We start from the raw sequence: 19,227 nt of genomic DNA, 5'->3' as shown, positions 1-19,227 counted from the left end.
CTGAGTACTCCAAGGTCGAAGGGAGCACCTCGGCGGCTCGTCGGGTCAACGCGCGACGATGCGCCGGGGTGCAGTGTGCATCCCGGAGACGGCGCGTGAACGCGAGAAAGCGCGGGCGCCGTCAGGCGCGGCGCTCACGGACGGCGCAGAAGCAGCCCGCGGTGGGCGCGTGGAAGCCGATACTCATGTCCTTCACGCTAACAGGCACCGGGCGCGATCGGGTCGGGAAGTGCCAGATCTGGCGCAATGTCGGCGGGCGGGGGCACACTGGTCACGCGACCGGAGCACGCGATGATCTGCTCCGTGACAGGAGAAGACCATGGCCGCACACATCGTGATCAGCGGAGCGTCGGGGTTGATCGGTCGTGCGCTTGCCCGGTCGCTGCAGTCCGATGGCATCGCCGTGACCGCGCTCGTCCGTCGCGTGTCACGGGGCTCGGGGGAGGCGCAGTGGGATCCGGAGCGCGGGGAGCTCGACCCCGCCGTCCTGGCCGGTGCCGACGCCGTCGTCGCCCTGGGCGGGGCGAGTGTCGGGCGGCTTCCCTGGACGCGCGGATATCAGCGCACCCTGATCAACTCCCGCCTGGACTCGACCCGCACCCTGGTGACGGCTTTGCGCGCTCTCGGCTCGGATGCTCCCGCGCTCGTCTCCGCATCGGCCGTGGGCTTCTACGGCTCCGCACCCGGCGAGACTCTGACGGAGCAGTCGCCGGCGGGCGACACGTTCCTCGCCCGGCTCTGCGTGGCCTGGGAGGCCGAGGCCCGGCGCGCTGAGGATCAGACCAGGGTGGCGCTGCTGCGAACCGCCCCGGTCATCGACCGCGGGGGCGTGCTCGCGCCGCTGATCCGTCTTAGCAGTCTCGGCGCGGGCGGCCCCCTCGGGCCCGGCACGCAGATCTGGCCCTGGATCTCGCTCGACGATGAAGTCCGCGCGATCCGTCACATCATCGAGTCAGAGGTCAGCGGCCCTGTCAACCTCACGGGCCCGACGCCGGCATCCGCGAACGACATCGTCCGCGCCGTCGCCCGTGAACTGCACCGCCCGTTCTGGCTTCCCGCACCCACCTGGGCGCTGCGCCTCGGGCTCAGCCGCGCCGCGACCGATTCGCTGCTCGTCAGCGACGCCGACGTACGTCCCGTCGTGCTGCGGGAGACCGGGTTCACCTTCACCCACCCCACGGCGCAGGAGGCGGTCGCCGCGGCGCTCTCAGCGGGCTCAGGCGGTGGTCGCCTCGCGGCGACGGTGAGGCCATAGGCGCTTGGGCAGCTCGAAGAGCAACTTGACCGGCATCCGCCGACCGAGCAGGGCGAAGACCGTCGACACCGCGACCGTGAGCGTGAAGATGACGACCAGTCCGATACCCGGGTTCGAGATTCCCGCCTTCATAGCCAGCCAGCCGAGAGCCGCGAACGCCGGGTAGTGCACGGTGTAGTAGATCAGCGAGTAGCGGCCGACGAACTGGATCGGACGCATCCACGGACGATCGGTGATCGTCGCCGCGAGCCGCACGAGGATGAGGATGCCGAGCATCGCCGGCAGCGCGAACCACGGGTCGTACCAGATGCCACCTCCGCCCTCGACTCCGGCCTCGCGGGCCCAGATGTCGTCGAGGCCGGAGTAGACGGCGACGCCCACCGGAATGATCGCCAGCGCCCATGCGAGCGGAACGCTGAGGATATGGGCGTAGCGATCCCAGTACTTCTCGATGAACGCGCCGAGGAAGAAGAACGGCATGAGGTAGAAGAAACGCCGCAGCAGATCAAGGTCGCCTGGTATGAAGAACGCCACCACGAAGGGCACGACGATCAGCACCCAGATCGGGATGCGCTTGATCAGCAGAGCGATGAGGTAGTAGGCGAACACGAACTGCATGAACCACAGGTAGGTGTTCCAGAACCCCAGCTCCCACGGCATGTACTTCGCCTGTGCCGGATCGGCGAGGTATTCGGCGCCAGCGTAGACGATGGTCCAGACCACGATCGGCCAGAGGATGCGCCGCACCTTGCCCCAAATGTACTCACCCGTCGGTCGGGTCAGCGAGCCTGCTACCAGCAGTCCCGACAGGAACATCAGCATCGGCATCCGGTACGGGGCGAAGAATGCGCTGATGAAGGCGAACACCTCGGGAACGTCGCCGATCCGGTAGGCCACGATCTGCGTGCTGTGGTGCAGGATCACCAGCAGGATCGCGATGCCGCGCAGGAGGTCCATCCACCCGATCCGGCGATCGTGCTTCTCGAGGGCGCGGCTGATGTCGCCGGAACGTCGGGCGGCAGCGGCATCCGCGCGCGTGCGAGGGGCCGAGGACGAAGACGGTGCGCTCTGCTCAGACATCCCGGCAAGTATACGAGCGGGTCACATCTCCTCGTGGGAGGCGGGGTCGGCGTCGAACAGGCGTCCGTCCGGACGACCCAGCGCCGTGATGGCCGCGACCTCAGCAGGATCGAGCGTGACCAGGGCAGCGGCGAGGTTGGCCTGCTGATGCGCGAGGGACGACGCCTTCGGGATCGAGACCGTACCTCGCGCAACATGCCACGCGATCACCGCCTGTGCCGGGGTGATGCCGTGGGCGTTCGCGACCTCGACGATCACCGGTTCGTCGAGCAGCTGCTTGGCGCGACCGAGAGGGCTCCACGCCACCGTGACAATTCCGCGCTCGGCATGTACCGCCAGTGCCTCCTCCTGAGGGAAGTACGGATGCACCTCGATCTGGTTCACGACGGGCCGTACACCGGTCTCGGCCTCGATGCGGTCGAGGTGCGCGGTCAAGAAGTTCGAGACGCCGATCTGTCGCACGATGCCGCGCTGCTGGGCGTCGACGAGTGCGGCCCACGCCTCCGGGTAGAGCCCCACCGCCGGGTTTGGCCAGTGGATCAGGTGCAGATCGGTCGCATCCAGCCCCAGCCGAAAGCGGCTCTCCTCGATGCTCGCGCGCGCTTTGTCTGTCGCGTGATGACGGCCGGGGAGCTTGGTCGTGACGATCACGTCTTCGCGTGGCACGGCGCTCAGTTGCACACCCCGCCCGACAGCGCCCTCGTTCTCCTAGTTGAAGGCGGAGTCGACCAGGCGATACCCCGCATCGATACCCGCCGCGACGGCGGCCGCGCCCTCCTCGCCGTTGAGCCGATAGGTGCCGAGTCCGACAGCGGGCAGGGCGAATCCGTTGTGTGCGGTGAAGACGGGGTGGGTGCTCATGAGACCTCCGAGTCGGGTGGCGTGTGGTCAGCCTACGCGCGCCTGGCACGATGAAGGCATGTCCTTCCTCGCTGATGACGCCCGGTGTCCGTGCACCAGCGGCGACGTGTACGGCTCCTGCTGCGGCCCTCTCCTCGCGGGCCGGCGCGCGCCGACGGCCGTGCGTCTGATGCGCTCCCGCTACACCGCATTTGCTCTGGCTGATGCCGACTACCTGCTGCGCTCGTGGCACCCGTCGACACGCCCGACCAGTCTTGAGCTGGACGAGGACGTGCGGTGGATGCGCCTCGACGTCGTCGATCACGTCACTGGCGGTCCGTTCGACGACGCAGGCGAAGTCGCGTTCGCGGCGCACTACCGTCACGACGGCGAACGCGGCGTGCTGCAGGAGCGCAGCCGATTCGTCCGTGAGGGCGGGGCCTGGTTCTACCTCGACGGCGTGACCTGGTGACCCCACGCGCGCACGCGTCGATGCCGGGTAGATTTGAGCTGTGAAAGCCAGCCCCGAGAACCAGCGCACCCTGCTCGACATTGCCGAGCTCGATCGCCGCATCACGCAGACCGAGCGCGCACGCACGCAGCCCGCCGATGGCGCGCGGATCAACGAACTCGCCGGGGTGAAGCAGGAACAGCTGCGCGAGTTGACCACCCTCACCGGGGTGCTCGACGATGCGAAGGCGGAGCTCGCGCGCCTGGAGACCGACGTGAAGCTCGCCGAGCAGCGCCGCGACCGCGATGCGGAGCGCCTCGCCGCCGCGAACGACGCAAAGCAGGCGCAGGCCCTTGAGCACGAGATCGAGAGCCTCGGGCGCCGCTTGAGCGCCCTCGAGGACGCCGAACTCGAGGTCATGGGTCGCGTGGAAGAGGCCGAGGCCGCCGTCGCGGCTCAGCAGGCGCTGATCGACACGACCAACGCCGAGGGCGCACAGCTGACGGCACAGGCCAAGGCAGGCATGGCCGCCGCGGCCACCGAGGGCGAGCAGCTGACCCGTGATCGCGCTGCGGTCGCGGCGACCGTGGATGCAGCCTTGCTGGCTGACTACGAACGTCGGGCCGCCCGCGGCATCGGCGCGGGACTGCTGCGCGCCGGTGTCTGTGAGGGGTGCCGCATGGTGCTCTCCGGTACCGACCTGACGGCCATCCGACGCGCACCGTCCGACGAGGTCATCTCGTGCCCCGAGTGCGGCGGAATCCTCGTGCGTACCGAAGAATCCGGCCTGTGATGGCGTGAGCGAGCCGGTCTCGCCGACCGCATTCATTGTCGGCCGTGCACCGGGAGCGGGATGGCATGCCCTCCCGGTCGTGGGTGAGGAGCCCGGCGTTGCCATTGCTGTTTCCGACGCCGACTTCAACCCGTGGGTGGCGGAGCAAGAGGAGCGCTGGCACCCGCGCTGGATCGTGCGCTCGTTGCGGTCGTTCTACCCGCCACTGCTCGCAGACGGCATCCGTCTCCGGCGCGCCCACGATCTCCTGCTGGCCCACGCGATCCTGCGCGACTCGCCCGCACTGGCGGCACCGGTGGCGCCGTCGACGCTGTGGAGCCGCGCGGAGATCGCCGGAGAGGACGCGCACGCCCGCCCCGCGCTGTTCGAGGTGCGCGTCGGTGCCGATGCGGGATCCGACACGATCGCAGAAGTAGAGGCTGAGTGGGCCAGGCAACGCTCCGCTCTGGCCGGCGCCCCCGACGGTCGCCTCGCGCTGCTGTGCCTTGCCGAATCCACCGGAGCGCTCGTCGCCGAGGAGATGACGGCCGCAGGTCTGCCGTGGAGCAGGGCGACTCATGAGCGCATCCTGGAAGACGAGCTGGGCCCGCGGCCGATGCGTGGCGCCCGGCCGGCGCAGATGGCGCGGCTTGCGGAGCAGATCGGCGCGGCGCTGGACGACCCGTCGGTCAACCCCGACAGCCCGCCGCGCCTGCTGCGCGCGCTGCACAGAGCCGGGGTGCTGGTCGAATCGACATCACGGTGGCACCTTGCCGAGGTGGATCATCCGGTGGTGGAACCGTTGCTGCGCTACAAGAAGCTCGCCCGCCTGTTCACGGCGAACGGCTGGGCCTGGCTTGACGATTGGGTGCATGAAGACCGATTTCGTCCGGTGTACCTCACCGGTGGGGTGGTGACCGGACGCTGGGCCTCGTCCGGCGGCGGTGCGCTGCAGATTCCCCGTCAGCTTCGCCCGGCGGTGCGCGCCGCCGAGGGCTGGACGCTGGTGAAAGCTGATGTCGCCCAGCTGGAACCCCGCGTGCTGGCCGCGATGTCGAAGGACCGGTCGATGGCGGATGCCGCGCGCGGTGCCGATCTCTACGAGGGCGTCGTGCGCTCCGGTGCCGTCGCCAGTCGTGACGAGGCCAAGTACGCCGTGCTCGGCGCCATGTACGGCGCCACGACGGGGGAGAGCGGGCGTCTCGTCCCTCGGCTCCGGGCGGTGTTCCCACGCGCGATGGCGCTGGTCGATGAGGCTGCGCGGGTGGGCGAGGACGGCGGGGTCGTCAGCACTCTGCTGGGGCGTGGCTCACCCCGGCCTGACGCAGGGTGGCGACACACCCAGTCACTCGCCGGCGATCCGGATGCGGGCGGTACGGCGCAGTCCGCTGCGCGCAGCCGCGCTCGCGAGCGAGGACGCTTCACACGCAATTTCGTGGTGCAGGGCACCGCTGCCGAATGGGCGCTGCTGTGGCTGGCGGAGATTCGGCACCGATTGTCGGCCTTGCCTGCGGCATCCGTTCCGGCTCCGGAGTCCGGCGCGGTGTTCGGGGTCCGGGCGCACCTGGCGTTCTTCCTGCACGATGAGGTCGTCGTGCACGCGCCAGTCGAGCAGGCTGCGCTGGTCGCCGAGGCCGTGCAGGCTGCGGCCGTGGCGGCCACGGCGCGCCTGTTTCCGGGCTTCACCATCGACGTCCCCTTGGATCTCAGCGTCGGCTCGGATGCGGCCAAGGGGCCGTAGACTGGACGGGCGAACGGGTCGGCTGGACGGTCGCGTTGCGGGAGACCGCACCGAGGAACGTCCGGGCTCCACAGGGCAGGGCGGTGGGTAACACCCACCCGGAGCAATCCGCGAGACAGTGCCACAGAGAGTAGACCGCCCCGCAAGGGGTAAGGGTGAAAGGGTGGTGTAAGAGACCACCGGGGGTCGTGGTGACACGATCCGCCAGGTAAACCTCGCCCGGAGCAAGGTCAGACAGAGGATGTTGACGCGGCTCGCCGAGTCCTCGGGTAGACCGCTGGAGCGGCACGGCAACGTGTCGCCGAGAGAGATGGCCGTCTATGGGGCACAGCCCCGGGACAGAACCCGGCGTACAGGCCGGCCCGCTCGCACCACGAAGGCCAGGCACCGATGATCGGTGCCTGGCCTTCGTGGTGTGTACGCTCAGCTCGCGGCGAGCGAGGCGGCACCGATGATGCCGGAGTTGTTGCGGTGCACGGCAGCGACGATCGGCGTGCGCAGGTCGAGCAGGGGGAGGAACTTCTCCGGATGCTTCGAGACGCCTCCACCGACCACGAACAGGTCGGGGCTGAAGAGGAACTCCACGTGTGAGTAGAACTCCTGCAGACGGGCGGACCACGCCTCCCAGCTCAGCTTCTCGCGCTCCATGGCGGAGTACGCCGTCCAGCGCTCGATCGACTCGCCATCGCGCTGCAGGTGGCCGAGCTCGGTGTTGGGGATCAGCAGGCCGTCGTAGAGGAAGGCGGAGCCGATGCCGGTGCCGAGCGTCGTCATGATCGTCAGCCCGCGCGCATCACGAGCTGCACCGTGGCGTGCCTCGGCGACGCCCGCAGCATCCGCATCGTTCACGAACGTGATGTCGCGGCCGAGGCCCTGCTCGAAGAAATGCTCTGCGTCGAAGCCGACCCAGTCCTTGGAGATGTTCGCAGCCGAAAGGGTGCGACCGTGCTTGACGATGGCCGGGAAGGCGACGCCGAGAGGCAGGTTCGAGTCTGCCACGCCGAGTTTTTCGAGCACGAGCCGCACGGTGTCGAGAACGTCTGCCGGATGCGCGCCTTCGGGAGTCGGAATGCGCACACGCTCGGAGTCGAGCGTGCCGTGGGTGAGGTTCACGACCCCGCCCTTGATTCCCGTGCCGCCGATGTCCACGCCGATTGCCTGAGTCATGCCGAATAGCCTAGCGATCCCGGTGCACCCGATTAGGATCGATGTCGACAACTTGACGAAGGGATTCGCATGATCGACGGCGACCACAAGTACTGGTACAACTCCACCACCGGCGAGGTCGAATACGGCATGCTCTCGCCTTCGATCGACCGCATCGGGCCGTTCGACACGGCCGAAGAGGCTGCGCACGCGCCTGAGGTGGTCGCGGAGCGTTCGCGGGCATGGACCACCGAGGACGCCGAGGAGGACGCCTGGGGTCCTGACTCGCACGACACCGCGAAGTAACGACGGACTGACGAGGGACCAGAGGTGGCCATGGACAAGCAGCGGGATTTCGTGCTCCGTACGATCGAGGAGCGCGGCGTCAAGTTCGTGCGCCTGTGGTTCACCGACGTCATCGGCACTCTCAAATCAGTGGCGATCGCGCCGGCCGAGGTCGAGGGAGCGTTCGCGGAGGGCATCGGTTTCGACGGCTCTGCGATCGAGGGTCTGACTCGCACCTACGAGTCGGACCTGCTCGCGCAGCCCGACCCGACCACGTTCCAGACGCTGCCGTGGCGGGGCGAGATCGATCCGACGGCGCGCATGTTCTGCGACCTCACCACCCCGGACGGCCGACCCGCGGTGTCTGATCCCCGCAACGTGCTGCGACGCACGCTCGCCAAGGCTGCGGATGCCGGGTTCACGTTCTACACGCATCCCGAGATCGAGTTCTACCTGCTGAAGTCGTCGTCCTTCGGACCCGAGGGACCCGTCCCAGTGGACTCTGCCGGCTATTTCGACAACGTTCCCGGCGGAACGGCGCACGACTTCCGCCGTCGGTCTGTCCGGATGCTGGAGGATCTCGGCATCTCGGTGGAGTTCAGCCATCACGAGGGCGGGCCCGGTCAGAACGAGATCGACCTGCGGTACGCCGACGCCCTCACCACCGCGGACAACATCATGACCTTCCGCACGGTGATCAAGGAGGTCGCGATTGAGCAGGGCGTGTACGCGACCTTCATGCCGAAGCCGCTGAGCGGACATCCCGGAAGCGGCATGCACACGCACATGTCGCTGTTCGAGGGTGACACCAACGCGTTCTACGAGGCTGGCGCGAAGTACCAGCTGTCCAAGACCGGGCGCCAGTTCATCGCCGGACTGCTGCGCCACGCGAACGAGATGGCCGCCGTCACCAACCAGTTCGTGAACTCGTACAAGCGCCTGTGGGGCGGCGACGAGGCGCCGAGCTTCATCACGTGGGGGCACAACAACCGTTCCGCGCTCGTCCGGGTGCCGATGTACAAGCCCAACAAGGGGCAGTCGACACGCGTCGAGTACCGTGCCCTGGATTCGGCCACGAACCCCTACCTGTCGTTCGCGCTCATGCTCGCCGCCGGGCTCAAGGGCATCGAGGAGGAGTACGAGCTCCCGCCCGAGGCAGAGGACAACGTCTGGTCGCTGAGCGACTCCGAACGTCGTGCGCTCGGGTACGGCTCGCTGCCGGCCAGCCTTGATCACGCCCTCGAGTACATGCAGGAGTCGGAGCTTGTGGCCGAGACCCTGGGCGAGCAGGTCTTCAACTACGTGCTGCTGAACAAGCGCAAGGAGTGGGAGGCGTACCGCGGGCAGGTGACCCCCTTCGAGCTGAAGAGCAACCTCGAGCTGCTCTGAACGGAGCCTGATGTCCCGCCCCGATGCGTCCGTGTCGCTCTCTGCGCTCGCGCGCCTGGGGTTTGACGAACTCTCTGCCGCGTCCGCGGGCCTCGCTGAGCTCAGCGAGCTGACGGGTCTTGACCGTGCCGCTCTGTTGGACGGTTTGGATGCGGCCGACCCCGACAGTGCACTGACCGGCATGGTGCGTGTCGCACGCCGCGATCCTGCCCGGGTGGGCGCCGTGCTCGGCGATCCGGGTGCGCGGGCCGCGACCTGGCGGCTGTTCGGCGCCTCCCGGGGGCTCGCAGGGTTCTTCGAACGCCGGCCCGAGCAGTTCGAAGCCACAGCGGTGCTGCGCACGACCCTGCCCGACGCGACAGAGCTGCGAGAGCGGATGCTGACCGCAGTCGGTGCGAGAGACAGTTTTGCCGAGCCCGGCGAGTCCGCGCGGATCGCCCTGCGTGTCGCGTACCGTCGTGTGCTGGCCGAGATCGCGGCAGCCGATCTCGCCGCGTCCGATCCCGTCGACGGCATCGCGGGCGTCTCTGCGGCGTTGGCGGATGCGGCGGCAGCCGCGCTGGAGGCCGCGCTGGCAATCGCGCGCGCTGATGTCGGGGGCGAGGGGGGAGACCGCCCGCGCGATCAGGTTGCTGCCACGCGACTGGCCATCATCGGCATGGGCAAAGCCGGCGCTCGCGAGTTGAACTACGTCAGCGACGTCGATGTCATCTTCGTGGCGGCCACCGCCGATGAAGAGGTCGTCAGCGAGTCGCGGGCGATCGACATCGCCACCCAGCTCGCGCGTGAACTGATGCGCGTGATCTCGGCCTATGAGGCGGAGCCGCCCCTGTGGGAGGTCGACGCCGCGCTCAGGCCTGAGGGCAAGCAGGGCGCCCTGGTGCGCTCCCTGGACTCGCATCGGGCGTATTACGAGCGCTGGGCGAAGAGCTGGGAGTTCCAGGCGCTGCTGAAGGCGCGGGCCATGGCCGGCGATGCGGAACTCGGCGCCGCCTATATCGACGCCGTGCAGCCCAAGGTGTGGTCGAGCGCCGCCAGGGAAGACTTCGTCGGCAGCGTGCAGCGGATGCGGGAACGTGTCACCGACCACATCCCGCCGGACGACGTGCCCTATCAGCTGAAACTCGGCCCCGGGGGTCTCCGTGACATCGAGTTCACGGTGCAGCTGCTGCAGCTCGTGCACGGGCTGGACGACGAGTCGCTGCGTACCCGCGGCACCCTCGAGTCGTTGGCTGCACTTGAGGCGGGTGGGTACATCGGTCGTGCCGAGGCCGCGGCGTTCGCACAGGACTATCGTGTGTTGCGCCTGCTGGAGCACCGCCTGCAGATGCACGATCTGCAGCGCACGCATCTGATGCCGCGCACGGAAGAAGGGGAGCGCCTCCTCGCCCGCGCCAGCGGACTCGCCCAAAACGCGGCCGGTCTGCGCGCGCTGTGGGAGAACGTCCGCCGCGAGGTGCGCGATCTGCACGTCCGGTTGTTCTATCGTCCGCTGCTGAGCGCGGTGGCGTCGTTGCCCGAGGCGGAGCGCACTCTGTCGACGGAGCAGGCGGGGTCGCGCCTCGCGGCGATCGGCTTCCGTGATCCGGCCGGTGCCCTGCGCCACATCGCCGCGCTCACCTCCGGCATCAGCCGCAAGGCGACGATCCAACGCCACCTCATGCCGGTCATGCTGCGGTGGTTTGCCGATGGGACCGACCCGGACTATGCGCTGATCGCCTTCCGTCGCATCAGCGAACGCCTGGGCAACACCCCGTGGTTTCTGCGGATGCTGCGTGACTCATCCGGCGCCGCGGAACGTCTGACACGGGTGCTGAGCCTGTCCCGGTACGTGGGCGAGTTGATGGAGTGGATCCCCGAATCTGTGGCCTGGCTGGACAGCCCGGAGGCCCTGCGGCCGCGCTCCAGTGCGGCGCTGGATGCCGAGGCGCGTGCGATCCAGAGCAGGCATCCGTCGATCGAACCGGCTATGAAGGCGGTGCGCGGCCTGCGCCGGCGTGAGTTGCTGCGCACAGCCATTGGCGCGGTGCTCGACGTCATCGACATCCATGAGGTCGCCCAGTCTCTCAGCGACATCACCGAGGCCACGATTCAGGCCGCGCTTCGCGCCGTGCGTCGCGAGGTCGTCACGGAGCAGGATGACGCTCTGGACTTCTCGATCATCGGCATGGGGCGACTCGGCGGGGCCGAGCTCGGATTCGGCTCGGATGCCGACATCCTGTACGTGTACGACGCCAACGGTGTGGAGCCGCAGCGGGCGGCCCAGCTCGCGGCGAAAATCGTCGCCGGTCTGCGTGAGCACCTCACCGACCACCGGCTGCCCCTCGATCTCGATGCCGACTTGCGCCCCGAGGGCCGCAATGGCCCGATCGTGCGCACCTTCGAGGCGTATGCGGAGTACTACCGTCGCTGGTCGCTGTCCTGGGAGGCGCAAGCGCTGCTGCGGGCGCGCGGGATCGCCGGCAGCGCGAAGCTGATCGCCCGGTTCACCGAGCTGGCCGACGGCATCCGTTATCCCGCCACCATCGGGCTGCAGGATCTTCGCGAGATCAAGCGCATCAAGGCGCGGGTCGAGGGGGAGCGGCTGCCGCAGGGGGCGGATCCGCGTCGCCACCTCAAACTCGGGCCTGGCACGCTGAGCGATGTCGAGTGGATGGTGCAATTGCTGCAACTGCGCGACGGGCACCGGATCCCGGGGCTGCGCACCACGTCGACACTGCAGGCGCTGGATGCCGCGGTCGAGGCCGATCTGCTGCCGAAGGGCGGCGCTGAGCAGCTGCGGCAGGCCTGGCTGTTGTCGAGCCGGCTGCGCTCGGCGATGACACTGCTGACCGGCCAGACCAAGGATGTGCTGCCGCTCGATGTGCGCGAGCTCGATGGGGTCGGGCGCCTGCTCGGGTACCCTGATCGCTCCGCGCTCACGTTGGAAGAGGATTACATGCGGGTCACCCGTCGCGCGCGACGTGTGTTCGAGACCCAGTTCTACGGGTGACCGCCCGACCGAAGGAGAACATCGTGATCGCTATCGTGTGGAACCCCACGAAGGTCGACGAGGCAGCGCTGCGCGATGCGGCCGCGCACGCGTTCGGCGACGAAGAAGTGCGCTGGTGGGAGACCTCCGCGGACGACCCCGGACGCGAGATGGCCGAGCAGGCCCTCGCCGAGGGCTGCGACACCGTCATCGCGGTCGGTGGCGACGGCACCGTGCGGATCGTCGCTGAGGTGCTCGCCCGCGCGGAGAACCCCGATGCGGCTCGCCTCGGGATCGTGCCGCAGGGCACAGGGAATCTCCTTGCTCGTAACCTCGACATTCCGCTCGGCGACATCAGCGCCGCTCTCGGTCGGATCGCCGAGGGACGCACGCGCGACATCGACATGGGCTGGGTTCGAACCGACGACGGGGACGACGAGACCGGGTTCCTGGTGATGATCGGTTTCGGACTCGACGCGAACATGCTCTCGGAGACCGACGACGATCTGAAGGACAAGGCTGGCTGGCTGGCCTACGCCGAGGCCATGGGGCGTGCGGTGGCGGCCTCGGAGGTCGTGGACGTCACCCTGACCCTGGATGACGGAGAGCCGCAGCAGAAGTCGGGGCACACGCTGCTGATCGGCAACTGCGGCATGATCCAGGGCGGGCTGACGCTGCTGCCGGACGCCGAACCAGACGATGGCCGGCTCGACCTGCTGCTCGTGAGCGCCGACGGGGCGCTGCAGTGGATGGACACCCTGCGCGCGGTCGTCTGGGACAACGGCATCCGTCGTCTTCTCGGCGGCGGCACCGATGAGGCGCCGCAGAGCACTGATCACGCCCAGTACGCCACCGCCGAGCGCATCCAGGTCACGCTCGCGTCACCGCAGCCGTTCGAGATCGACGGCGAGGAGGCAGGCGACGTGGCCTCCTACGCCGTGCGCGTGCAGCCCGGCGCCGTCCGCGTCCTCTGCTGACCCCCGGTGGGTCCCTGAGCCCCCAGGTGGGTCCCTGAGCCTGTCGAAGGGCCCTGAGCCCGTCCTGGGTCCCTGAGCCTGTCCTAGGTCCCTGAGCCTGTCGAAGGGTCCCTGAGCCTGTCGAAGGGTCCTGTTGCAACGACCGTGATCGGCGTAGCGTGACCACATGCGCGAACACGAACACCGCAAGAAGACGGATGCCGAAGAGGAAGAGATCCTTAACGAGGAGAAGGAAGAGCTCGACGATGCGCTCGACCCCGAGTTGATCAAGGACATCGACCGGGACCGCGGCGGCTTCTTCGCCCCACCGCCCGAGACGCTCTGACCGAGACGCTCAGACAACACGAAAGAGCCCGCCACCTGCCGGTGACGGGCTCTTTCGTGTTGGTCTGATCAGACGCCGTAGTACAGCTCGTACTCGTACGGGTGGGGACGCTGCGCCATGGGCAGGATCTCCTGGTTGTACTTGTACGAGATCCAGGTGTCGATGAGCTCCTTGGTGAACACGCCGCCCTCGAGCAGGAAGTCGTGGTCGGCCTCCAGTGCGTTCAGCGAGTCCAGCAGCGAGTTCGGCACCTGCGGGATGTTCTTGGCCTCCTCGGGCGGGAGCTCGTAGAGGTCCTTGTCGATCGGCTCCATCGGCTCGATGCGGTTCTTGATGCCGTCGAGGCCCGCCATCATCTGCGCGGCGAAGGCGAGGTACGGGTTGCCCGAGGCGTCCGGCACGCGGAACTCGATGCGCTTGGCCTTGGGGTTGGACCCGGTCAGCGGGATGCGAACGGCAGCGGAGCGGTTACCGGCGGAGTAGGCCAGGTTGACCGGCGCCTCGAAGTGCTTCACCAGGCGGTGGTAGCTGTTCAGGGTCGGGTTGGTGAACGCGAGCACCGCGTGAGCGTGCTTGAGCAGACCACCGATGTACCAGCGGGCGATGTCGCTGAGCTGGCCGTAGCCTGCCTCGTCGAAGAAGAGCGGCTTGCCGTCGAGCCACAGCGACTGGTGGGTGTGCATGCCCGAGCCGTTGTCGCCGAACAGGGGCTTGGGCATGAACGTGGCCGTCTTGCCCCACTCCTCGGCGGTGTTCTTGACGATGTACTTGAACTTCAGCACGTCGTCAGCCGCGTGCACCATCGTGTCGAAGCGGTAGTTGATCTCGGCCTGGCCGGCGGTGCCCACCTCGTGGTGCGAACGCTCGACGATGAGGCCGGCGTCAGCGAGCTTCAGCACGATGTCATCGCGCAGGTCAGCCTGCTTGTCGACGGGGGAGACGGGGAAGTAGCCGCCCTTGAAGGGGGTCTTGTTGCCGAGGTTGCCGCCCTCTTCCTTGCGGCCCGAGTTCCACGCGGCCTCTTCGGAGTCGACCGAGTAGAAGCTCTTGCCGGCCTTCACCTCGTAGCGCACGTCGTCGAAGATGTAGAACTCGGCCTCGGGGGCGAAGAACGCGGTGTCGGCGATGCCGGTGGAGGCGAGGTACTTCTCGGCCTTCTTGGCGACCTGACGCGGGTCCTTCGAGTAGATCTCACCCGTGCGCGGGTTGTAGATGTCGAAGACCATGATCAGCGTCTTCTCTGCCCGGAAGGGGTCGAGGTAGGCGGTGGTCACGTCGGGGATGAGCTGCATGTCCGACTCGTGGATGCTGGCGAAGCCGCGGATCGAGGACCCGTCGAACAGCTGCCCGTCGCGGAAGAAGTCTTCGTCGACGGAAACAGCAGGGATGTTGAAGTGCTGCTGAACACCGGGGAGATCCGTGAAACGGATGTCCAGGAACTTGACGTCCTGCTCCTTGATGTACTGAAGCACCTCTGCGGGATCTTTGAACATGTACGACTCCTGAATCGGGTTCTGGTCGATAGCAACCTTACGCAGGCTAAGGCCGCAGCGTTTCCCAGGGGTGTCATCTGTGTTTCGAGCATGTTACAGCGGCTCGGTAGGCTGGAGGGGTGACGGATGCCGCCAACAGCTACCCCGGTGAACGCCTCGGACTGCCCGCGCAGGGCCCGGGCAGCATCGGCCGGATCGGCCGCAGGATCGCGGCCCTGCTCATCGACTACACCGCAGCGACGGTGATCGCCATGGCCTTCCTGGCGTACGATCCGTGGGCGCTGCCGTACGAGGCCGGCTGGCGGCAGTTCGCACCGATGATCGTCTTCGCGGTGATCCAGATCCTCTTCCTGCCGACCGCGGGCGGCAGCCCCGGGCACCGCATCGTCGGTATGCGTGTAGAACGCCTGGGTGGCGGATGGACGGGTCTGTGGCGACCGATCGTGCGCACGCTGCTGCTGATCCTTGTCATCCCCGCCGTGATCTGGGATGCCGATCAGCGGGGTCTCCACGACAAGATCGCGGGCACCGTGCTCATCCGCGCCTGAGCGGCCGCCCGGGCGTTAGACCTTGCCGCGGTTGCGGCGTCGTGTTTCGCGTGGTGCCCGCGGTCCGAAGAACGAGCGCGCCGGATCGACGCTGTAGCCCTGACGCAGCGCTTCGCGCCCGATCAGCATCCGGAATCCCATCTCGTCGCGATTGGTGAGTGTGACCTCGGCGATGACCTCACGGTCGACCAGCCGCACCCGCAGCTGCACCACCAGACGCTCCTGTGCGTGCCCGGACGAGCTGCGCACGGCCCGGCGGTCGTGCACGGGGCATTCGACCGTCACAGCATCCTCCTGGCTGTTCTGCCAGGGCTTGACCTTGAAGCGCACCCAGTCTTCGCCGTCACGATCGAACTCGCGCACATCGAAGGCGTGCAACGCAGAGGTGCGGGCGCCGGTGTCGATCTTGGCTTTGATCCAGTCGACGTCGAGATCGGGCAGGCCGACCCACTCGCGCCAGCCCGTCATCGTGTTTGAATGGGAAGACCGACTCACCCCTACATCCTGGCAGGAAACCTCTGTGAAGATCGCTGTCCTCTCCCGGGCACCTCAGGCCTATTCGACCCAGCGTCTGCGCGCCGCCGCGCAGCAGCGAGGGCACAACGTCAAGGTGCTGAACACCTTGCGCTTCGCGATCGATCTGACCGCTGACGCGCCCGACCTGCTCTATCGGGGCAGGCAACTCAGCGACTACGACGCGATCCTGCCGCGCATCGGCAACTCGATCACCTACTTCGGCACAGCCGTGGTGCGCCAGTTCGAGCAGATGGACGTCTACACGCCCAACACCGCGAACGGCATCTCCAGCGCTCGTGACAAGCTGCGCGCCAACCAGATCCTCTCGCGCCACAACATCGCGATGCCCGCCACCGCTTTCGTGCGCAACCGCGCCGACGTGCGCCAGGCGATCGAGCGAGTCGGTGGCGCCCCCGTGGTGATCAAGCTGCTCGAAGGAACCCAGGGCATCGGTGTCATCCTGGCCCCGCAGGTCAAGGTCGCCGAGGCGATCATCGAGACCCTGCACTCGACGAAGCAGAACGTGCTGATCCAGAAGTTCATCGCCGAAAGCCGCGGTCGCGACATCCGTGCCCTCGTCGTCGGCGACCGGGTCGTCGCCGCGATGCGCCGCGTCGCCGACGGTGACGAGTTCCGCTCCAACGTGCACCGCGGTGGACGCGTGGAACCGGTCACCCTCGACCCGGTGTACGAGCAGACGGCCGTGCGGTCGGCACAGATCATGGGTCTGCGTGTCGCCGGCGTCGACATGCTCGAGGGCGAGGACGGGCCGTTGGTGATGGAGGTCAACTCCTCGCCCGGTCTGCAGGGCATCGAGGCGGCGACCAAGCTCGACGTCGCCGGCGCCATCATCGACTACATCGCCGCTCAGGTGGCGTTCCCCGAGATCGACATCCGTCAGCGGCTCAGCGTGTCGACCGGCTACGGCGTGGCCGAGCTGGTGATGCACGCCGGTGCGGAGCAGGTCGGCAAGCGCCTCGGCGATCTGGGCCTCTGGGACCGCGACATCACGGTGCTGACGCTGCACCGCGGCGTCAGCGTCATCCCCAACCCGCGCAAGAACGTTGTGCTCGAGGCTGAGGACAGACTGCTGTGCTTCGGCAAGCTCGAGGAGATGCGCTCGATGATCCCTGAGCGCCGTCGCCGCCGCGCCAAGGTGCGCCGGCTGCCGAAGGAGCCGATGGGGGAGTGACCCCGCGCAAAGAGGAGGGCCCGTCTCACAGCGAGACGGGCCCTCCTTTGTGTGCGCTGAAGGTCAGCGCGGGCGCTGTCCGCGCACCTTGGTCGGGTCGATGCCCTTCGGGATCGGCAGCGACGAGAGCGACTGGGACACCGAGTCGATACGGCGAATGACGGCGGCCTGAGTGGCCTTGTCGATGGCCTTGGGCAGCTTCTTGATGGTCTTCGCCAGGTCGGCGATGGCGACGTCGCCGTCACCGTGACCCACGTACAGCACGGTGACTGGCACGCCGTGGGCGACGCGCTGCGCCTTCGTGCGCTCTTCGTTCACCAGACGCGTGAGCCGGCCGCGGGTACCCTCACCGACGATCACGATGCCGCCGCGACCTACGGCACGGTAGACCGCCTCCTGCGTCTTGGGGTTGATCCCGACGGGGGTGTCTCCTGCCGTCCAGCTGCGACCCAAGCTCGTGCTGAGAACGTGGCCGGTAGCGCCGGGCATCCCGTCGATCTTCTTGTACATCGCCGTGGTCGACAGGCGCGTCATGAGGATCATGGCGCCCAGGATGCCGAACATGAGACCGGTGAAGCCCCACAGGATCATCGGCAGGACGCCGGCCTGCCCGAGCAGGAGGCCGAGGATCAGGCCGAGGAGAACGCCGCCGACGATGATCGCGATCTGCGCCCACGGGAGCCAGCCGTACACCTCGCGCGTGAAGCGGAAGAGGGAACGGATCTGGGAGAAGAAGCCGGGACGCTTCTCAGGTTCGGGAGCACGCTTTGCCATGCCGACCAGCCTACCCAGTCAGAGGCGTTCGTATTGCTCCGCACAGGCGGCGTTCGCGCAGGGCTTGTGCACAGTTTCCGGGAATCGCCGGATGTGACGGCCGCCGCATCGGGTGTGATGAAGGCATGGAACCGACAACCCACCTGCTCCCGGAGGCGCACCGGGTGATCCGGCCGGTCGATGCCGGTGAGTCGGCGTTCGTCGGGGTGCTTGTGGCCGACGGTGATGGCGTGCGCGTGAGGGTCGACGTGGAGACCGTCGGCGCCGCGCTGTGGCGGTATGGGGATGCTGCTCACGTCGCAGGGGTACGCGACCTTGTCCGACGTTCCGACGGACACGACGCGCTGCTGCCCTGGTGCGCGGAACGGGTCGCGACGTTCCTCGCACGACGGGAGGGCGCGGGTGCCTCGCTCAGTCCCGGAGAGGCGGTCACACTGGTCGCCAGCATGTTGCGGGGGATCGAGGAGTGCGGTGGTGAGGCCCTGGTGGGCGTCTGGTGGCTTGCGGACGACGCCCGGCCCCTCTTCGTCGCCGGCGAGGGCGACGCGGTGATCGGAGCCACACGCACCCTGGTGGGACAGGTGCGGGGCGTGATCGCGGATCGTGCATTGGATCGGGCGCTGGCTGAGATCGAGCGGATGCCGGACGACCACCGCGTCATACGTCAACGGCTCGCCGTCTGGGAGACGAATCTCACCGCTCACGCCGCACCACGGGCACTCCAGCGCGACGTCTTCGCCCCCGAACCGGTGACGGGAATCCCGCTGCATCGGGCGCATGTCGCCGTCCCACTCGACGAGCGTGCCGAGGCCGGTGTTCGTGGGTTGATCCGGCGGGCCGCCGACGCTGTCGGACGGCACGCGGGGGCAGTGGGTGCGATCGGGCGGCGGCTCATGCCCGCGCGCGGGGAGCGTGCTCCGCGGCAGCACAACCGTCATGACGTCAGTCCGCGGCCCGGCCGGGCGCCGCGGCGCCGCATGGTCATCCTCGCCGCAGGGGCCGGCGCGATCGTGCTGGCAGCGGGATTGATGTGGCCGCAGGCGCCCGATTCGTCGCAGGCAGACGAGGAGGTGCAGACGTCGACAGCGCAACCAGCAGACGAGACAGCCGCACAGGAGTCGCCTCGTCCGGCGGACGCGACCGGGGCGGCAGCACCACCGGCGGGAGACACGAAGAGTGCGGCGCCCGATGGCACCGAGGCTGTCGCCACCACCCTGGTGTCGGCGCTCGCCTCCTGCCGTTCCGAGGGCGACACGAACTGCGCGGTCGCGGTCGCTCCCGGCGCGGGCGAGCGGGTGCTCGCGGCCCTGATGGCCGATGTGTCCGCGCCAGACATCACTCCGGTCGAGGACTACGGCGACGTCGCAGTCGTGCGCCTCGACGCGAACGGAGAGCGCCAGATGCTCGTGCTCGTGCGCCAGAACGACTCATGGCTGGTCCGTGACGTCTATGACGTCGCAGACCAGCCATGA

Annotated in this window: 17 protein-coding genes, 1 other RNA gene and 1 pseudogene; 13 read left to right on the top strand and 6 right to left on the bottom strand. The window is 68.1% G+C overall.

Annotated features, from left to right (window positions below):
• Positions 1-319 precede the first annotated feature (319 nt).
• Entirely contained in the window at positions 320-1,255 is a 936-nt protein-coding gene (locus WDU93_RS11785; protein WP_337320829.1) for a TIGR01777 family oxidoreductase, read from the top strand.
• On the opposite strand, the gene WDU93_RS11780 is transcribed toward WDU93_RS11785, so the two are convergent.
• Complete coding sequence (locus WDU93_RS11780; protein WP_337320827.1) at positions 1,217-2,335, bottom strand: acyltransferase; 1,119 nt, start codon at positions 2,333-2,335, stop codon at positions 1,217-1,219. The genes WDU93_RS11785 and WDU93_RS11780 overlap by 39 nt on opposite strands.
• A gap of 21 nt (positions 2,336-2,356) precedes the next feature.
• Positions 2,357-3,196: pseudogene (locus WDU93_RS11775) on the bottom strand (aldo/keto reductase).
• Positions 3,197-3,254: 58 nt separating this feature from the next.
• On the opposite strand from WDU93_RS11775, the gene WDU93_RS11765 reads away from it, so the two are divergent.
• From WDU93_RS11765 to rnpB, 4 genes are all read left to right on the top strand, one after another.
• Positions 3,255-3,647, top strand: a complete 393-nt coding sequence (locus WDU93_RS11765; RefSeq protein ID WP_337320822.1) for a YchJ family protein — start codon at positions 3,255-3,257, stop codon at positions 3,645-3,647.
• Positions 3,648-3,687: 40 nt separating this feature from the next.
• Entirely contained in the window at positions 3,688-4,419 is a 732-nt protein-coding gene (locus tag WDU93_RS11760; RefSeq protein ID WP_337320821.1) for a zinc ribbon domain-containing protein, read from the top strand.
• A 4-nt stretch (positions 4,420-4,423) separates the two neighbouring features.
• Positions 4,424-6,139 carry a bifunctional 3'-5' exonuclease/DNA polymerase gene (locus WDU93_RS11755; RefSeq protein WP_337320819.1) on the top strand — a complete coding sequence of 572 codons (1,716 nt, stop codon included), beginning with the start codon at positions 4,424-4,426 and terminating at the stop codon, positions 6,137-6,139.
• A gap of 14 nt (positions 6,140-6,153) precedes the next feature.
• Positions 6,154-6,508: RNase P RNA component class A (gene rnpB / locus WDU93_RS11750), an RNA gene on the top strand.
• Between the two features lie 54 nt (positions 6,509-6,562).
• On the opposite strand, the gene ppgK is transcribed toward rnpB, so the two are convergent.
• A complete protein-coding gene (ppgK, locus tag WDU93_RS11745) occupies positions 6,563-7,306 on the bottom strand; it encodes a polyphosphate--glucose phosphotransferase (RefSeq protein ID WP_337320817.1) in 744 nt (247 codons plus the stop codon).
• A 69-nt stretch (positions 7,307-7,375) separates the two neighbouring features.
• On the opposite strand from ppgK, the gene WDU93_RS11740 reads away from it, so the two are divergent.
• The 5 genes from WDU93_RS11740 to WDU93_RS11720 all read left to right on the top strand — a co-directional run bounded on the left by WDU93_RS11740 (position 7,376) and on the right by WDU93_RS11720 (position 13,232).
• Entirely contained in the window at positions 7,376-7,591 is a 216-nt protein-coding gene (locus WDU93_RS11740) for an SPOR domain-containing protein (RefSeq protein WP_337320815.1), read from the top strand.
• 30 nt (positions 7,592-7,621) lie between these two features.
• Entirely contained in the window at positions 7,622-8,959 is a 1,338-nt protein-coding gene (glnA, locus tag WDU93_RS11735; protein WP_337320813.1) for a type I glutamate--ammonia ligase, read from the top strand.
• A gap of 10 nt (positions 8,960-8,969) precedes the next feature.
• The gene (locus tag WDU93_RS11730; RefSeq protein ID WP_337320811.1) at positions 8,970-11,951 is read left to right on the top strand and encodes a bifunctional [glutamine synthetase] adenylyltransferase/[glutamine synthetase]-adenylyl-L-tyrosine phosphorylase; all 2,982 of its coding nucleotides are present in this window, start codon (positions 8,970-8,972) and stop codon (positions 11,949-11,951) included.
• 23 nt (positions 11,952-11,974) lie between these two features.
• Positions 11,975-12,907: a diacylglycerol/lipid kinase family protein gene (locus WDU93_RS11725; protein WP_337320809.1), complete on the top strand. Its 933-nt coding sequence runs from the start codon at positions 11,975-11,977 to the stop codon at positions 12,905-12,907.
• Between the two features lie 166 nt (positions 12,908-13,073).
• Positions 13,074-13,232, top strand: a complete 159-nt coding sequence (locus tag WDU93_RS11720; protein WP_337320807.1) for a hypothetical protein — start codon at positions 13,074-13,076, stop codon at positions 13,230-13,232.
• A gap of 68 nt (positions 13,233-13,300) precedes the next feature.
• Here WDU93_RS11720 and glnA (WDU93_RS11715) read toward each other — a convergent pair whose 3' ends face one another.
• Positions 13,301-14,725 (bottom strand): type I glutamate--ammonia ligase, encoded by a 1,425-nt coding sequence (gene glnA / locus WDU93_RS11715; RefSeq protein ID WP_337320805.1) that lies wholly within the window; start codon positions 14,723-14,725, stop codon positions 13,301-13,303.
• A gap of 119 nt (positions 14,726-14,844) precedes the next feature.
• Here glnA (WDU93_RS11715) and WDU93_RS11710 point away from each other — a divergent pair, with 119 nt between their 5' ends.
• Positions 14,845-15,273 (top strand): RDD family protein, encoded by a 429-nt coding sequence (locus tag WDU93_RS11710; RefSeq protein WP_337320803.1) that lies wholly within the window; start codon positions 14,845-14,847, stop codon positions 15,271-15,273.
• Positions 15,274-15,288: 15 nt separating this feature from the next.
• Here the strand turns inward: WDU93_RS11710 and WDU93_RS11705 are convergent, their stop codons facing one another.
• Positions 15,289-15,741 carry an ATP-dependent zinc protease family protein gene (locus WDU93_RS11705; protein WP_337320801.1) on the bottom strand — a complete coding sequence of 151 codons (453 nt, stop codon included), beginning with the start codon at positions 15,739-15,741 and terminating at the stop codon, positions 15,289-15,291.
• A 52-nt stretch (positions 15,742-15,793) separates the two neighbouring features.
• Between WDU93_RS11705 and WDU93_RS11700 the strand changes: the two genes are divergently transcribed.
• Positions 15,794-16,981, top strand: a complete 1,188-nt coding sequence (locus WDU93_RS11700; RefSeq protein ID WP_337320799.1) for a RimK family alpha-L-glutamate ligase — start codon at positions 15,794-15,796, stop codon at positions 16,979-16,981.
• Between the two features lie 63 nt (positions 16,982-17,044).
• Here WDU93_RS11700 and WDU93_RS11695 read toward each other — a convergent pair whose 3' ends face one another.
• Entirely contained in the window at positions 17,045-17,755 is a 711-nt protein-coding gene (locus tag WDU93_RS11695; protein WP_337320796.1) for a DUF4191 family protein, read from the bottom strand.
• A gap of 125 nt (positions 17,756-17,880) precedes the next feature.
• Here WDU93_RS11695 and WDU93_RS11690 point away from each other — a divergent pair, with 125 nt between their 5' ends.
• Positions 17,881-19,227, top strand: coding sequence for a hypothetical protein (locus WDU93_RS11690; protein WP_337320794.1), 1,347 nt, complete (start codon positions 17,881-17,883; stop codon positions 19,225-19,227).

This window comes from Microbacterium istanbulense (assembly GCF_037204145.1).
GTDB lineage: Bacteria > Actinomycetota > Actinomycetes > Actinomycetales > Microbacteriaceae > Microbacterium > Microbacterium istanbulense.
This window is presented reverse-complemented; position numbering and strand designations above follow the sequence as displayed.

Coding starts and splice junctions, on each gene's coding strand:
- WDU93_RS11785 (WP_337320829.1), top strand. CDS start 320: ATGGCCGCACACATCGTGATCAGCGGAGCGTCGGGGTTGATCGGTCGT.
- WDU93_RS11780 (WP_337320827.1), bottom strand. CDS start 2,335: ATGTCTGAGCAGAGCGCACCGTCTTCGTCCTCGGCCCCTCGCACGCGC.
- WDU93_RS11765 (WP_337320822.1), top strand. CDS start 3,255: ATGTCCTTCCTCGCTGATGACGCCCGGTGTCCGTGCACCAGCGGCGAC.
- ppgK (WP_337320817.1), bottom strand. CDS start 7,306: ATGACTCAGGCAATCGGCGTGGACATCGGCGGCACGGGAATCAAGGGC.
- WDU93_RS11740 (WP_337320815.1), top strand. CDS start 7,376: ATGATCGACGGCGACCACAAGTACTGGTACAACTCCACCACCGGCGAG.
- glnA (WP_337320813.1), top strand. CDS start 7,622: ATGGACAAGCAGCGGGATTTCGTGCTCCGTACGATCGAGGAGCGCGGC.
- WDU93_RS11730 (WP_337320811.1), top strand. CDS start 8,970: ATGTCCCGCCCCGATGCGTCCGTGTCGCTCTCTGCGCTCGCGCGCCTG.
- WDU93_RS11720 (WP_337320807.1), top strand. CDS start 13,074: ATGCGCGAACACGAACACCGCAAGAAGACGGATGCCGAAGAGGAAGAG.
- glnA (WP_337320805.1), bottom strand. CDS start 14,725: ATGTTCAAAGATCCCGCAGAGGTGCTTCAGTACATCAAGGAGCAGGAC.
- WDU93_RS11705 (WP_337320801.1), bottom strand. CDS start 15,741: ATGACGGGCTGGCGCGAGTGGGTCGGCCTGCCCGATCTCGACGTCGAC.
- WDU93_RS11695 (WP_337320796.1), bottom strand. CDS start 17,755: ATGGCAAAGCGTGCTCCCGAACCTGAGAAGCGTCCCGGCTTCTTCTCC.
- WDU93_RS11690 (WP_337320794.1), top strand. CDS start 17,881: ATGGAACCGACAACCCACCTGCTCCCGGAGGCGCACCGGGTGATCCGG.